This window comes from Kitasatospora sp. NPDC101235 (assembly GCF_044767505.1).
In the GTDB taxonomy this organism is placed as follows: domain Bacteria; phylum Actinomycetota; class Actinomycetes; order Streptomycetales; family Streptomycetaceae; genus Kitasatospora.
The window spans coordinates 91501-105828 of record NZ_JBIWNZ010000014.1; the positions used below are offsets into that span (position 1 = coordinate 91501).

Consider the following 14328-nt stretch of genomic DNA (forward strand, 5'->3'; position numbering starts at 1 on the left):
GTGTGCGGCTTCCGGCCCGGTCGGCCGGCCCATCGCCCAACCCGCCGGGTCCGCCCGCAGTCTCCCCGCGCCGGGACGGATCAGCCGGACGGCCGCCGGGCATGACCCGGACGGGTGAGCCGAAGCGGCCCTCAGCTCCCCGCGCGCGCCCGCCCGGCCCCCGGCGCGCCCGGCGCCCCCGCCGCCGTCAGCCCCGCCACCCCCGCCCGCAGGCGCCCCGCGATGTGCCGGATCAGCCGGTCCAGGTCCGCGCAGTACACCGACGGGTGCCCGAAGCCGTCGCCCGCGTACCGGTGCGCGTACAGGCCCCCGCCGCAGACCCGGGCCAGCGGGCAGCCCACGCAGACCGGCCCGAGGCCCGCGAGGCCGCGCTGGCGGGCCCGGAAGGCGGGGTGCGCCGCCGCCTCCGCGAAGCCGTGCCGCCACACGTCCAGGCCGGTCCCCGGGGCGCCCTCGTAGGCCACCTTGAGGCTGTCCGCCTGCTCGACCGCCCCGTCCGTCTCGACCACCACCAGGTCGACGGGCGCCAGCCCGACCGCCTCGCTGGCCGCCCGCCCGCCGAGCAGCAGCACCGCCAGCTCCTCGAACAGCCGCACCCCGGTCTCCCGGCGCGGCGCGCCGTACCAGCGGTCGAACGCGGCGATCAGCCACTGCCCGTACGGCGCGGCCTGCGCGCCCGACGGCGGCGCGTCCGCCACCGGCCTCGGCCCGACGCCCGGCGGCGGCTCCCGCCAGGTCGCGTGCGGCAGCAGCAGGTCGAGCCGGGGCGGCGCGAACTCCAGCAGCGCCTCGTAGGTGGCCACCGGGTCCGACGCCAGGTCGACGACGCACAGCAGGCCGGCGAACAGCTCCCGGTGCCGGTCCGAACCGAGCAGCCGCACCGCCTCGGCGGTGCGCGCCCAGCTGCCCGCGCCGGAGGGCAGCCGGCGGTGCCGGTCGTGGGCGGCCCGGGTGCCGTCCAGCGAGACCCCGACCGCGACCCGGTGGCGGTGCAGCACGTCGAGCAGCGCCGGTTCGTCCAGCAGCCGCAGCCCGTTGGTCTGCACGGTGAACCGCACCCGGGGCCCGACGGCCGCCAACTCGCCGAGCAGCGCGTCCAGATGGGCCGCACCGACGAGCAGCGGCTCGCCGCCGTGCAGCACCACGGACACCTCGTCCAACCCGTGCTCGGCCGCGTGCTCGTCGATCCGCCGGGCGGTGCGGCGGACGGTCGCGAGCTCCATCCGCCGCGGCCGCCCGCGCCAGCTCTGGTCCGCCCCCTCGTACACGTAGCAGTAGTCGCAGGCCAGGTTGCACCGACTGTGGATCTTCAGCAGGAACTGCCGGAACGGCACCATGACCGCGAGCCTAGGGCACTTCCGCTGACCGACCGTCACACGTGGGGCGGCTCCACGTCCGAGTCCAGCCGCGTCCCGGCCCGCACCGCGATCGTCGTCGGGTGCTCCTCCCCCAGGGTGACCCGGGCCCGCCGGATGCAGTCCGCCCGCAGGTCCGCGGCCCGCTCGGCGTACCCGAGGGCGGCCAGCGACAGCGAGAGGTTGGAGTTGATGCCGATGGAGTCGTAGTGGTCCTGGCCGAGGGCCTCGGTCATCAGCGGCGCGGCCTCCAGCTCCAGGTCGAGCGCGGCCTGGAGCTCCCCGGCCAGTGACAGGTCGTTGGCGTGGTTCATCATCGCGATCGGGATGTAGAGGTGGTGCGCGCCGAGGACGGTGCGGAACTGCGCCAGCGTGCGGCCGGACAGCTCGCGCGCCTCCGTGGTGCGCCCCGCCAGCCGCAGGTACACCGAGAGGTTGTTGGCGCCGGCCAGCGTCACCGGGTGGTTCTCGCCCAGGTAGTCGCGGTACCGCGCCAGCGCCCGTTCGGCCAGCGGGATCGCCCGCCCGGTGTCCCCGAGCGCGTTGAGGTCGCTGGCCAGGTTGGTGGCGGCGGCCAGGGTGTCGGGGTGCTCGGCGCCGTTGATGTCCAGGTAGCGCTGGTAGATGTCCTCGTCGATCTCCAGGGCCTCGTGGTACCGGCCGGCCCGGCGCAGCGCCACGGCCAGGTTCTTGCGGGCGCGCAGGGTGTCGGTGTGGCTGTCGCCGATGGTCTGCTGGTAGATCCGGACGGTCTCCTCCAGCAGGTCCAGGGCCTCCCGCAGCCGCCCGGTCTCGCGCAGGTCGCGGGCGTAGTTGGAGGCCGAGGAGAGCGCGTAGAGGCTGTGCGCGCCGAGCGCGTCGCGCTGCTGGAGGTAGTTGCTGCGGTGCCGCTCCAGGGCGGCCCGTCGGTCACCGGCCAGGTAGTCGGAGACGGCGAGGTTGTTGGTGATCATCAGGGTCCGCGGGTGGTCCGGGCCGAGGGTGCGCCGGGCGGCGTCCAGGGTGCGGCGGTCCAGCGCCCGGGCCTCGTCGTAGCGGCCGAGGAAGCGCAGGTCGGCGCCGAGGCTGTTGGCGACGGCGAGGGTGTGCGAGTGCTCCGGGCCCAGGGTCGCGGTGAAGCGCTCCAGGATGTCCCGGTCCATCTCGTACGCCTCCTGGAGGGCGCCCTGGGAGCGGCGGATGTTGCTCAGCTGGGTGCGCAGCATGAGCGTCTGGGCGTCGTTGTCGACGTCGAAGCCGGGCCCGCCGTAGCCGTCCTGGCGCCAGTGCTCCAGGGTCCGCCCGGCCAGTTCCCGGCCGGACTCGTGCAGGCTGCGCTTCCACTGGTAGCGGACCGAGTCGATGATCCACTGCCGGACGTCCTCGTCGGCGCTGTCGAGCGCCCCGGACGGCCAGAGGTGGGGCAGGAGTTCGGCGTACTCGGCCCAGTTCACGGGCACGTCCGGGTCGCCGGGGTTGGCGGTGGCGAGCGCGGCGTGGACGACGCCGCGCAGTTCCGCCCGCCGCTCCTCCTCGACCTGGTCCCGCAGCACCGCCTGGACCAGCCGGTGCACGGTGATGGTCTCGCTGCCCTGGTCGGTGCGGGCGAGCCCGAACCGGTTGATGGCGCGCAGGAACTCGCCTATCGCGAGCTTGTCGCGGGGCGCGCGCGGGGGCAGCCGCAGGGCGCGGGTGACGGCCCGGCTGTAGAGCAGCCGCATCGGGATGGCGTCCGGGCCGAAGAAGGCGCAGATCTCCAGGATCTGGGCGGCCGGGGCGTTCATCCGGCGCAGTTCCTCGACCGAGATGCGCCAGGTCGCGGCGGCCGAGTGCGGGTAGTCGGCGGCGCGCAGCCGGGTGCGTTCGAGCATCTCGGTGAGCTCTTCGTCGAGCAGTTCGAGGTAGGTGGCGATCGGCATCGACGTCTCCTGGAGCCAGACGGCGGCCTGGCCGACGGCGAGCGGCAGGTCGCCGAGGCGGTGCGCGACCTGGTCGGCGTCCTCCGACGAGAGGCCGCCGTTGAAGCGGCGCAGCAGCCGGACGCTCTCCTCGCGGAGGAAGACGTCGACCTCCACCAGGCCGGCGTGCCGGGCCCAGCCCTGGTTGCGGGAGGTGATCAGCACGTGCCCGCCGGGGGAGCCGGCCGGCTGCCAGGGGGCGAGCTCCTCGGGGGTGCCGGCGTTGTCGAAGACGAGCAGCCAGCGGCGGTACGGCTGGCCGCGGCGCAGCGCGTCGAGCACGGCGGCGGCGGTGTGCGCGACGTCGTCGCTGGTGGGCACGCCGAGCCGGGGCGCGAGTTCGGCGAGCTTCTGCGGGATGTTGGCGGGTTCCTCGGCGGGCACCCACCAGACCACGTCGTAGGCGGCCTTGAAGCGGTGCGCGTACTCGGCGGCGATCTGGGACTTGCCGGCGCCGCCGAAGCCGTAGAGCACCTGGCTGAGCACGGCGGCGGGACCGCCGGTGAAACGGTTGCGGAGCAGTTCCAGCAGCTTGCCGCGGCCGATGAAGGCGGCGTTGCGCGAGGGCGCCTCCTGGACCTGCGGGGCGGTGCCGGGGAACCGCGTGGGGGTCGCGAACTCTCCGCTGTCGGTGTCGGGTTGGCGGCTGCTGCCGGGCGGCGGGCCGAGTTCGGCGTAGAGCTGGGACTCGGCGCCGACCGCGGAGGAGCGGACCAGGTCGGGCACGGGCTGCCCGGCGAAGGGGCGGGGCACCGGCTCGTCCGGGTCCTGGAGCCGGAAGGCGACCAACGCCGGCGAGCCGGAGGCCAGTTCGCGCCCCTGGAGGAGCTGCCAGACCTCGGCGGCGCGGGGCAGCGCGGTGTACTCGGGCGAGAGCAGCGCGAGCAGCCGGCCCTGACCGTCGACGGGCCCGGCGACCTCCGGCGGCCGGGGACCGGCGTACGGCTCGGCGGCGTTGTGCAGGGAGGTCTGGTAGCCGAAGCGGGTGAGCGTCCCGGCGGCCCACTCGGCCCACATCCGGTCCTCGGGCGCGTAGCTGACGAACACCTGGCGCGGCACCGCGCGGGCGGAGCGCAGGTAGGCGCCGTAGAGCCGGCGGCGGGTCTCGGCGGTGAGCGGGCGCAGGGTGCGGACCCGGCCGTCGGTGATCCAGCCGGCCAGCCGTTCGAAGGCGTTGAGCAGGCTGCGGGCCTCCTGCGGCCGGTCGGCGACGGTGGCGGGCACCTCCTCGTAGGCGTAGAAGGGCTTGTACGGCACCTCGACGTCGGCCCAGTAGCCCGCCCGGCGGTCGCCGGCCAGCCAGCGGCCGAGGTAGGGGGCGAAGGCCTCGCGGGCGTAGTCGCGGCCGGCCTCCAGGCGCTCCTGCTCGGCGTCCTCGACCCGCATCGGCACCGGCAGGACCCGGATCGCCCGCTCCTCGGCCTCGGCGATGGCGCGGGCGGCGTCGACGCCGCCGCGGATGTTCTGGGCGCTGAAGGTGAAGCAGTCCACCACGGTGTCGGGCATCAGGACGGTGCAGATGCCGGAGGTGTCGCTGACGCCGGTGCGGCTGTCGATGAGCACGTAGTCGTAGCCGCGGGCCCAGCGTTCGCGCAGCTCGCGCAGGAACTCGCCGCCGCGGATGTCCCGGCCGTGGTAGAAGCTGCGCCAGTTGAAGCTGGTGACGGCGGCGGCGTAGGCGGCGTTCTGCCGGCCGGCGGGCAGGAAGTCGAGCCGGCCGCCGGGCGGCAGGTCGAGGGCGAGGCCGCAGACGTAGCCGTCCAGCCGCCCGGGCTCGTCCAGCCAGGCGGCCGGGGACTGCCCGACCGGCCCGGCGGCGGAGGGCAGCGCCTGCCTGACGTAGGAGCGCAGCAGGTCGATCAGGCCGTCGGTGGAGTGCAGTTCCGGGTCGACCAGCAGCGGGTGGTAGTAGCGGTGGAGGCCGGGCGCCTCCAGGTCCCAGTCGACGACCAGGACGCGCAGGCCACGGCTGGCGAGGATCCAGCCGACGTTGGCGAGCGCCATGGTGCGGCCGGTGCCGCCCTTGAAGGAGTAGAACGTGACGACCGATCCCGGTCCGCCGCGCTCCAGCTCTGCGCCGGGCTCAGTGGTCATCGTTCTTCTCCCCCCTCAGCGGGACAGCGGTGTCCTTGCCCCGGCTCTGGTGCGGCAGGTCCGTGGAACCCGGGAGGCCCCGGTCGACGCGCGCGGGTCCCCGGAGGGGCCCCGGAGGGCCGGCCGGGATGGCCAGCCCGGGCATCGCCGGGCCGGCGTCCGGGCCGCCGCCCGGGCCGAAGCCGAAGGCGTCGCCGCCATCGTCTCCCCAATCCAGGTTGTCGTCCATGAGCTTGTTCTGAGCGACCGTCACCATGATGGTGAGGTCGGTGTCGAAGCTCTCCCGGCTCACTTTGACCCGGAACAAGTGCTCCAGGTCGCTCCGGCGCAGCCAGTTGCGCCGGAACACGTCGCGCACGCCCGCCCAGAGCGCATCGCGCCCCGGCCCGTCGGCCGGGTCGTCGCTGCCGGTGGGCACCATCACGCCGGTGACCGGGTGGTTCTGTTCGTCGTAGGCGCGCAGCGCCGACCGGTAGCGCTCGCCACCCGCCACCCACGGGTCCACCAGCAGGATGCTGACCTGGCTGTCCTCCCGGGCCTGGTCGAGCTTGTCGGCGAGGGCGGCGTCGATCTCCTCCAGCGTGGTGGTGTGCCCGGCGCCGGTGATCACCTGCTGGGCGCGGGCCGCCAGGGACGGCTGGGTGGGCGGGTGGTACGGCGCCCAGTGCCACGGCTTGGCGCCGTACCAGCCGCCCGTGTACGAGCCTCCCTCGGCGGCGGCCTCCGAGGCGCGCCCGGCCGCGATGAACAGCCGCACCATCCCGGGGGTGGACGCCACGGGCGGCGGCGCCGGGGGCGGGAAGTAGCCGCGCACGGCGCCGAGGTCGAACTCGGGCAGCTCGCCGAGCCGGCGCGCGGCCGCGTCCCGGACCCGCTCCGCGACCACCCGGACGACCTGTTCGTACGCCCCGCCCTGCGCGGTGCGCAGCAGGGCCCGCAGGCCGTACCGGGCGTAGGCCTCGCCCATGTCCGGCTGGGCCCACTGGATCTTGTTCACCTCGTCGGCCAGCCCGCCCGGCTCGACGGGTTCCCAGAGCACCGGGATGAGCGCCGAGATGAGCTCCCCGGTGTCCTCGTGGTGCCGGCGGACCCGGCCGCGGAAGGCGGTCCACTCCTTGCCGCAGTAGAGGCTGGCGAAGTAGGCCGGGGAGTAGAGCGCGATCATGGTGCGGCTGCGGCCGAGCATCGTGGCCAGCTTCTCGGCCCAGTCGTCGCCCAGGCGCAGTTGCTCGGTGTCCCGGTAGGCCAGTTCGTCGACGCGCACGCCCGTGCCGACCAGTCGGCCGAGTTCGTCCCGCAGGTCGTTGAAGAACTGGTTGACGAAGACGTCCTCGGCCTCGAAGTCACGACGCGCGTAGCTGAAGAAGAAGTACGGCCGGTGCTGTTCCTGCTCCATCACCTGTTCCCCCCGTGCCCGACGGTCCGCGACGGCGCTGGTTTCATACCCCAGCATGTCGTGAACTCCACCGCCCACGCTGGCGAGTTGGCGGATTCGGCTGCCTCGTGGGGTTTAGCCGGTGGTCAGGCGCACCAACCCCGGCCGGGGGCGCTCCGGCGCTCGGGGGCGCGCCGACGGGGGCGCGGGCGCCTGCCGGATCGGCGCGCCGGGCCAGGGAGCGCGGGCGCCGGGCGGCGCGCTACCGGTCGAGCGCCGACTGGAAGGCGGCGAGCGGCTCCGCGCCGGGGGTCAGGGCGTCCGCGACCACCCGGCGCAGCAGGTCGCCGAGGACGGTATCGGGCAGGGCGTCGAGTTCGTCGAGCGGCAGGGCGGCGACGTCGACCAGGTCAGAGCCGAGTCCAGCGGCGGTTTCCGCACCGGTGACGCCCATCAGTCCCTCACTCGATCGTGTCGGCACAGCGGGCTGCCGGCCGCAAGTGCATCGACCCAGGTCCGCGACGGGCATCCTACACCCGAGGTGTGACGGTCCATCAGCTCGGCGCGGGCGTGGCGCGGGCCCGTGGGCCGAACGGATCACGGGCAGAGCCGCTCCACCCGCCACCCCGTCGGGCCGGACGGGTCGACGACGTAGCGGAGCCGGTCGTGCAGCCGGTTCTCCCGGCCCTGCCAGAACTCGACGCTCTGCGGGACCACCCGGTACCCGCCCCAGAACGGCGGGACGGGCACGCCCTCGCCCTCCGGGTAGCGGCGCTCCAGCTCGGCGTAGCGCCGTTCGAGGACCTCCCGGCCGCCGACCGGGCTGGACTGCTCGCTGGCCCAGGCGCCCAGCTGGGAGCCGTGCGGGCGGGTGCGGAAGTAGGCGGCGGTCTCGTCCCGGCCGACCTTCTCCACCCGGCCCTGGACGATCACCTGGCGGGCCAGCGCGATCCACGGGAACAGCAGTCCCGCGTACGGGTTGGCGGCCAGCTCGGAGCCCTTGCGGGAGCCGTAGTTGGTGAAGAACACGAAGCCGCGCAGGTCGTAGCCCTTGAGCAGGACGGTGCGCGAGCTGGGCCGCCCCTCGGCGTCGGCGGTGGAGAGCACCATCGCGTTGGGCTCCACCACCCCGGCTTCGTCCGCCTCGTGGAACCAGCGGGTGAACTGGCCGATCGGCTCGGGCGCGAGCTGCTCCTCGACCAGGCCCTCGTGACTGTAGTGCTTGCGCATCACGGTGAGGTCCGGGCCGGGACGGGCCTCCTCGGCCAGGGTCCGGTTGGCGGGGCTCGGGGGCGTCGGCTTGGCGCGATCCGGGGTCTGCACGCCAACATCATCCCGTACGACAAGCAACGGGCACCGCTACCTCCGGACAAACCTCCGTGGGAGATACGGCGACCCGCCACCGCTTGACCGCCCACTCTGCGGGTAATTGTCCTGAACCAGGCGTTTGGTTCCAGGCGTTCCCGGGCACCACCGTGCCCCCGGCGGGAAAGTCAAGCGGGCCCACGGCAAACATCACCACGGTGGTGTATGGCGCAATGCACCCCGTGCCTGTCACCCTGGCACCGAGTGCCAAACACCATTCGGTCACTGGCGCGCCGCCCCACCACGGCGGAGCGCCGATCGCAGAACTGAAGGAGCCGTCGCATGTCCGATTTCGTACCCGGGCTTGAGGGAGTCGTCGCGTTCGAGAGCGAGATCGCCGAACCCGACCGTGAGGGCGGCGCCCTGCGGTACCGCGGTGTCGACATCGACGACCTGGTGGGCAACGTCTCCTTCGGCCACGTCTGGGGCCTGCTGGTGGACGGCAAGTTCAACCCCGGCCTGCCGGCCGCCGAGCCGTTCCCGATCCCGGTGCACTCCGGCGACATCCGGGTCGACGTGCAGTCGGCGCTCGCCATGCTCGCCCCGGTCTGGGGCCTCAAGCCGCTGCTGGACATCGACGCCGAGCAGGCCCGCGACGACCTCGCCCGGGCCGCCGTGATGGCGCTCTCCTACGTCGCCCAGTCGGCCCGCGGCCAGGGCCTGCCGATGGTCCCGCAGAGCGAGATCGACAAGGCCGAGACGGTCGTCGAGCGGTTCATGATCCGCTGGCGCGGCGAGCCGGACCCGAAGCACGTCAAGGCCGTCGACGCCTACTGGACCTCGGCCGCCGAGCACGGCATGAACGCCTCCACCTTCACCGCCCGGGTCATCGCCTCCACCGGCGCCGACGTCGCGGCCGCCCTCTCCGGCGCGGTCGGCGCGATGTCCGGCCCGCTGCACGGCGGCGCGCCGTCCCGCGTGCTCGGCATGATCGAGGAGATCGAGCGCACCGGCGACGCCACCGCCTGGGTCAAGAACGCCCTGGACAAGGGCGAGCGCCTGATGGGCTTCGGCCACCGCGTCTACCGCGCCGAGGACCCGCGCGCCCGGGTGCTGCGCCGCACCGCCAAGGAGCTCGGCGCACCGCGCTTCGAGGTCGCCGAGGCCCTGGAGAAGGCCGCGCTGGAGGAGCTGCACAACCGCCGCCCCGACCGCGTACTGGCCACCAACGTCGAGTTCTGGGCCGCCATCATGCTGGACTTCGCCGAGGTCCCGGCGCACATGTTCACCTCGATGTTCACCTGCGCGCGCACCGCCGGCTGGTCGGCGCACATCCTGGAGCAGAAGCGCACGGGCCGGCTCGTGCGCCCCTCCGCGCGCTACATCGGCCCCGGCCCGCGCCGCCCCGAGGAGATCGAGGGCTGGGACGCCATCACCCACTGACGGATACCGGACGAGCGTCCGGACAGTGCCCCTGAGCAGCGGGTCCGGCTCCGGCCGGGCCCGCTCTCCGGCATCTCGGGGCAACCGGGACCACAGTCTCAGCGGGCGGACTGCCGTACCCCCGCCGAGCCCGCGGCCGGTAGGCTGCGCGCGTGGCTCAGATCCAGATCCCCGCTGACATCAAGCCCGCAGACGGCCGTTTCGGCTGCGGACCGTCCAAAGTGCGCCCCGAGGCCCTGAGTGCCCTCGCCGCCACCCAGACCTCCCTGCTCGGCACCTCGCACCGCCAGGCCCCGGTCAAGAACCTGGTCAAGCGCGTGCGTGAGGGCGTGAGCAGCCTGTTCTCGCTGCCGGACGGCTACCAGGTCGTCCTCGGCAACGGCGGCTCCACCGCCTTCTGGGACATCGCCGCCTTCGGCCTGGTGCGGGAGAAGTCCCAGCACCTGGACTTCGGCGAGTTCTCCTCGAAGTTCGCCTCCTCGGTCAAGGCCGCGCCGTGGCTCGGCGAGCCGACCGTGATCAAGACCGCCCCGGGCACCCACCCGCTGCCGGTCGCCGAGGCCGGCGTGGACGTCTACGGGCTCACCCACAACGAGACCTCGACCGGCGTCGCGATGCCGATCAGGCGCCCGGCCGGCGCGGACGAGGGCTCGCTGGTCCTGGTGGACGCCACCTCGGGCGCCGGCGGCCTGCCGGTGGACGTCACCGAGACGGACGTCTACTACTTCGCCCCGCAGAAGTCCTTCGCTTCCGAGGGCGGCCTGTGGCTGGCCACCTTCTCCCCGGCCGCCCTGGAGCGCGCCGCCGAGATCGCCGGCTCCGGCCGCTACATCCCGCCGTTCTTCTCGCTGCCGACGGCCATCGACAACTCGTCGAAGGACCAGACCTACAACACCCCGTCGCTCTCCACCCTCTTCCTGCTGGCCGACCAGCTGGAGTGGCTGAACGGCAACGGCGGGCTGGACTGGGCGGTCGCCCGCACCGCCGACTCCTCGTCCCGGCTGTACTCCTGGGCCGAGAAGTCCTCCTTCGCCACCCCCTTCGTGGCGAACCCGGAGGAGCGCTCCCAGGTGGTCGGCACCATCGACTTCGACGAGTCGGTGGACGCCGCCGCGGTCGCCAAGGCACTGCGTGCCAACGGCATCGTGGACACCGAGCCGTACCGCAAGCTGGGCCGCAACCAGCTGCGCATCGCGATGTTCCCGGCGATCGACCCGGCGGACGTCGAGGCGCTCACCCGCTGCATCGACTACGTGGTCGAGCAGCTCTGACCCGGTCCCCGACGACACGGCCGAGGGCCACCGCCGACGGGCGGTGGCCCTCTCGCCGTTCCGGGGCAGGGGCCCGACCGGCTAGCGGCCGACCAACGAGCTGATCAGCACGACGACCAGCATCAGCACCAGGGTGCCGGAGACGATGCGCATACGAGTCTTGGGATCCACGGTCAACGAGCGTACCTCCGGCTCACCCCGGACTCCGCCCGGGCCCTGCCCCGGGCCTCCCGGGGGCCTCAGCCCCAGTCCGCCAGCTCCCAGGAGCGCAGCGACTCGTAGTGGGCGAAGCCGCCGTCCAGGTCGCTCTTCATCAGGTGCAGCTCGGCGGCCTCCCACTCCGGTCCCCGGTACTCCGCCAGTGCCGCCGCCAGCGCGTCCAGCTCGGCCGCGGCGACCCGCAGGACGGCCCGCCGGTAGCCGCGGTGGGAGCCGGCCCGGGCCAGGGTGACGTGCGGGTGGAAGGCGAAGTCGTCGGTCTCCCCGGTGACCTCGACGGTGGCCTCGGCGACCGCCTCCGCAAGCCGGCGCAGCGCCCAGGTCTGGCCCTCGACCCCGGCCCAGAGCACCCGGTCGCCGAACCGGCCGGAGCCCGCGATCCGCAGTCGGTGCACCGGGTGCACCTCGGCGACGGCGGCCAGGCCCGTCTCCAGCTCCGGCAGCCGCTCGGCCGGCACCTGGCCGAGGAACGCCAGGGTGAGGTGCCAGCCCTCGGCGGTGGTCCAGCGCAGCCGGTCCGCCCCGGGCAGCCCGCGCACCGGCGCGACCGCGTCGGCGAGCCCCTGCAGTGCCGCGACCGGCGGGATGACCGCCACGAACAGCCTCATGAGCCAATCTTCCCTCGGCGGGCCGCTTGGAGTAGAACGTCTGTCCATGAAGATCCGCAACGGGGGTCCCACGGACGTCCCCGACATCCTCGCCCTGCTCGACGGCGCCGTGGCCTGGCTGGCCGGCCAGGACCGCACCGGCCAGTGGGGCGACCAGCCGTTCAGCACCATCCAGGCCCGGGTCGACCAGGTCTCCTCGTACGCCGCCGAGCCCTTCCTGATCCGCCTCGCCGTGGACGACGACGGCCGCACGGTCGGCTGCTGCGTGCTCTCCGAGGACCGCGGCCGGTGGATCCCCGCCGTGGACGAGCGCGAGCTGTACGTCCGCAACCTGGTCACCGACCGCAGCCGCAAGGGCTCGGGCATCGGCGCGGCGCTGATCGCCGACGCGATCGAGGAGACCCGTCGGCGCGGTATCGGCCTGCTGCGGGTGGACTGCTACGGCGGCGCGGACCGCAAGCTGGTCGCCCGGTACCGGGCGCTCGGCTTCACCGAGACCGAGAGCTTCGAGGTCGAGCAGCCGACCGGCATCTGGCCGGGCCAGGTGCTGGCCATCCGCCTCTGACGCAACGCCGGAAACCCCCGGAGTCGGGACTCCGGGGGTTTCCCGCGATCGGTCAGCAGGCAGTGGCCAGCTCGGTCTTGCGCGCCGGACCGGTCCGCGGCACGAAGGCCACCACCCGGCCGCCGCGGCCCGGGTGCAGGTCGAACCGCACCCGCAGGTCCGCGCTGCGGGCCAGCACCAGGCCGACCACGCCGGCCGCCGCCGCGGACACCAGCCCACAGGCCAGCAGGCCGAGCCGGGGCCCGTACGAGGCGGTCACCCAGCCGACGATCGGGGCGCCGATCGGCGTGCCGCCGGTGAAGACCAGCACCAGCAGGCCCATCACCCGGCCGCGCATCTCCGGGTCGGTGGCCAGCTGGAGCGAGGAGTTGACCGAGGTGTTGAAGCTCAGCCCGAAGACCCCGACCAGCATCAGCAGCAGCGCGAAGGTCCAGTAGTCGGGCGCGAACGCGGCGACCACCTCCAGCGCGCCGAAGGCCAGCGCCGCGCCGACCAGCCGGCGCAGCCGCGGCGCGCCCCGGCGGGCGGCGAGCAGCGCACCCGTCAGCGAGCCGATCGCCATCGCGGTGTTCAGCAGGCCGTACTGGCCCGCGCCCACCTTGAAGGTGTCGTACGCGAAGCCGGAGAGCAGCGTCGGGAAGTTGAAGCCGAAGGTGCCGATGAACCCGGCCAGCACCATCGGCCAGAGCAGTTCGGGCCGCTCCCTGACGTACCGCAGACCCTCGCGCAGCTGCCCCTTCTCGCGGGCGATCGGCTCGGTCGGGCGCAGTTCGGCCTCCCGCATCGCGAGCAGCCCGCCGATCACGGCGGCGAAGGACAGCGCGTTGACGGCGAACGCCCAGCCGCTGCCGACCGCGGCGATCAGCAGACCCGCGACGGCGGGGCCGACCAGCCGGGCGGTCTGGAAGTTGGCGGCGTTCAGGCTGACGGCGTTGGCGAGGTCCTTGGGCCCGACCATCTCGGAGACGAAGGCCTGCCGGGTCGGGTTGTCCACCACGGTGACCAGGCCGAGCAGCAGCGCGAAGGCGTACACGTAGTACGGCGTCACCACGCCGCCGATGGTCAGCGCCGCGAGGCCGGCGGCCAGCAGGCCCATCGCGCCCTGGGTGAAGACCAGCAGCCGGCGCTTGGGCATCCGGTCCGCGAGCACGCCGCCGAACAGGCCGAGCAGCAGCATCGGCAGGAACTGCATGGCGGTGGTGATGCCGACCGCGAGCGGGCTGCCGGTGAGGCTCAGCACCAGCCAGTCCTGGGCGATCCGCTGCATCCAGGTTCCGGTGTTGGACACCACCTGGCCGGCGAAGTAGTAGCGGTAGTTGCGAACGCGCAGTGAGGAGAACATCCCCCCGGGCCGGGTGAAATCGGCACCTGTGGGAGATGAGGCCGAGTGGGTTCGGCCCTGAGCGGCGGAGTCCGCCGCGGTGCGTTCGTCGGGGTCGTCGTCGCCGTTGCCGGGCAGCCCGCTGGGGGCGGGGGCCTGGGCGTCGGCGGCCGCGGGGCTGTCCGCGGCGGGGTCGGTGGTCGGGTCGTCGAGTCGGGTACGGATGGCGGCGGCGCTGGCTGCGGCCGGCGGTGTCACGGTGGTCTCCCCTCGTGGCGCGACGGCCATGGCGGTGGCCGTCGCGCTCCTGGTGTCGGTGGTCGGTCCTGCGGTGATGCAGTGCTCCTTGTCCTTCCGGCGGCTTGCCGGATTCGGTGTGCCTAGAGGTGTGCGAGCTTGTAGAGCACGGGCGCGGCCTCCCTGAGGACGGCCCACTCCTCCTCGTCGAGCCCCTGGGCGAGCTCGGCGAGCCAGACGTTCCGGCGTCGACGACTCTCCGCGAGGATCGTCTCGGCCTGCTCGGTGCTGCTGACGACCACCTGGCGGCGGTCCTCGGGGTGCGGCTCGCGCCGCACCAGCCCCTTCTCCTCCAGCATCGCGACGATCCTGGTCATCGAAGGAGGCTGCACGTGCTCCTTCCGGGCGAGCTCACCCGGCGTCGCCTTCCCGCACCGGGCGAGGGTGCCCAGCACTCCCATCTCGGTGGGACTCAGCGACTCCTCCACCCGCTGGTGTTTGAGTCGTCGGGAGAGGCGCATCGTGGACGACCGCAGCTGACTGATCGCTGCGAGGTCCTGCTCGGACATCTCGGGCATCTCTTTAGCTTACGTCATTA

General features: G+C 73.7%; 11 protein-coding genes. 3 read left to right on the forward strand and 8 right to left on the reverse strand.

Going from position 1 to position 14328, the window contains the following annotated elements; genetic code table 11:
- Positions 1-131 precede the first annotated feature (131 nt).
- The 5 genes from ACIRRH_RS23490 to pdxH all read right to left on the reverse strand — a co-directional run bounded on the left by ACIRRH_RS23490 (position 132) and on the right by pdxH (position 7991).
- Positions 132-1337, reverse strand: a complete 1206-nt coding sequence (locus ACIRRH_RS23490) for an FxsB family cyclophane-forming radical SAM/SPASM peptide maturase (RefSeq protein ID WP_403070661.1) — start codon at positions 1335-1337, stop codon at positions 132-134.
- A gap of 35 nt (positions 1338-1372) precedes the next feature.
- Entirely contained in the window at positions 1373-5386 is a 4014-nt protein-coding gene (gene fxsT, locus ACIRRH_RS23495) for an FxSxx-COOH system tetratricopeptide repeat protein (RefSeq protein WP_403070663.1), read from the reverse strand.
- Positions 5376-6782, reverse strand: coding sequence for a TIR-like protein FxsC (locus ACIRRH_RS23500; protein WP_403070666.1), 1407 nt, complete (start codon positions 6780-6782; stop codon positions 5376-5378). The genes fxsT and ACIRRH_RS23500 overlap by 11 nt, the downstream gene beginning before the upstream one ends.
- A 241-nt stretch (positions 6783-7023) precedes the next feature.
- Entirely contained in the window at positions 7024-7215 is a 192-nt protein-coding gene (fxsA, locus tag ACIRRH_RS23505; protein ID WP_049656076.1) for an FxSxx-COOH cyclophane-containing RiPP peptide, read from the reverse strand.
- A 143-nt stretch (positions 7216-7358) separates the two neighbouring features.
- Positions 7359-7991 (reverse strand): pyridoxamine 5'-phosphate oxidase, encoded by a 633-nt coding sequence (gene pdxH, locus ACIRRH_RS23510; RefSeq protein WP_363390327.1) that lies wholly within the window; start codon positions 7989-7991, stop codon positions 7359-7361.
- Between the two features lie 417 nt (positions 7992-8408).
- Between pdxH and ACIRRH_RS23515 the strand changes: the two genes are divergently transcribed.
- A complete protein-coding gene (locus ACIRRH_RS23515) occupies positions 8409-9509 on the forward strand; it encodes a citrate synthase 2 (protein ID WP_363390257.1) in 1101 nt (366 codons plus the stop codon).
- Between the two features lie 152 nt (positions 9510-9661).
- Complete coding sequence (serC, locus tag ACIRRH_RS23520; RefSeq protein WP_403070670.1) at positions 9662-10780, forward strand: phosphoserine transaminase; 1119 nt, start codon at positions 9662-9664, stop codon at positions 10778-10780.
- Positions 10781-11019: 239 nt separating this feature from the next.
- Here serC and thpR read toward each other — a convergent pair whose 3' ends face one another.
- The gene (thpR, locus tag ACIRRH_RS23525; RefSeq protein WP_403070673.1) at positions 11020-11607 is read right to left on the reverse strand and encodes an RNA 2',3'-cyclic phosphodiesterase; all 588 of its coding nucleotides are present in this window, start codon (positions 11605-11607) and stop codon (positions 11020-11022) included.
- Positions 11608-11653: 46 nt separating this feature from the next.
- On the opposite strand from thpR, the gene ACIRRH_RS23530 reads away from it, so the two are divergent.
- Positions 11654-12172 carry a GNAT family N-acetyltransferase gene (locus tag ACIRRH_RS23530; RefSeq protein ID WP_403070676.1) on the forward strand — a complete coding sequence of 173 codons (519 nt, stop codon included), beginning with the start codon at positions 11654-11656 and terminating at the stop codon, positions 12170-12172.
- Between the two features lie 52 nt (positions 12173-12224).
- On the opposite strand, the gene ACIRRH_RS23535 is transcribed toward ACIRRH_RS23530, so the two are convergent.
- Positions 12225-13781 carry an MFS transporter gene (locus ACIRRH_RS23535; RefSeq protein WP_403070678.1) on the reverse strand — a complete coding sequence of 519 codons (1557 nt, stop codon included), beginning with the start codon at positions 13779-13781 and terminating at the stop codon, positions 12225-12227.
- 92 nt (positions 13782-13873) lie between these two features.
- On the reverse strand, positions 13874-14308 hold the full coding sequence (locus ACIRRH_RS23540) for a MarR family winged helix-turn-helix transcriptional regulator (protein WP_030235202.1): 435 nt from the start codon (positions 14306-14308) through the stop codon (positions 13874-13876).
- Positions 14309-14328: the final 20 nt, after the last annotated feature.

Excerpts from the sequence above, each read along its gene's own strand:
- fxsA (WP_049656076.1), bottom strand. The coding sequence starts at position 7,215 with ATGGGCGTCACCGGTGCGGAAACCGCCGCTGGACTCGGCTCTGACCTG.
- ACIRRH_RS23535 (WP_403070678.1), bottom strand. The coding sequence starts at position 13,781 with ATGGCCGTCGCGCCACGAGGGGAGACCACCGTGACACCGCCGGCCGCA.
- ACIRRH_RS23490 (WP_403070661.1), bottom strand. The coding sequence starts at position 1,337 with ATGGTGCCGTTCCGGCAGTTCCTGCTGAAGATCCACAGTCGGTGCAAC.
- fxsT (WP_403070663.1), bottom strand. The coding sequence starts at position 5,386 with ATGACCACTGAGCCCGGCGCAGAGCTGGAGCGCGGCGGACCGGGATCG.
- pdxH (WP_363390327.1), bottom strand. The coding sequence starts at position 7,991 with ATGCGCAAGCACTACAGTCACGAGGGCCTGGTCGAGGAGCAGCTCGCG.
- ACIRRH_RS23530 (WP_403070676.1), top strand. The coding sequence starts at position 11,654 with ATGAAGATCCGCAACGGGGGTCCCACGGACGTCCCCGACATCCTCGCC.
- thpR (WP_403070673.1), bottom strand. The coding sequence starts at position 11,607 with ATGAGGCTGTTCGTGGCGGTCATCCCGCCGGTCGCGGCACTGCAGGGG.
- ACIRRH_RS23540 (WP_030235202.1), bottom strand. The coding sequence starts at position 14,308 with ATGCCCGAGATGTCCGAGCAGGACCTCGCAGCGATCAGTCAGCTGCGG.
- ACIRRH_RS23515 (WP_363390257.1), top strand. The coding sequence starts at position 8,409 with ATGTCCGATTTCGTACCCGGGCTTGAGGGAGTCGTCGCGTTCGAGAGC.
- ACIRRH_RS23500 (WP_403070666.1), bottom strand. The coding sequence starts at position 6,782 with ATGGAGCAGGAACAGCACCGGCCGTACTTCTTCTTCAGCTACGCGCGT.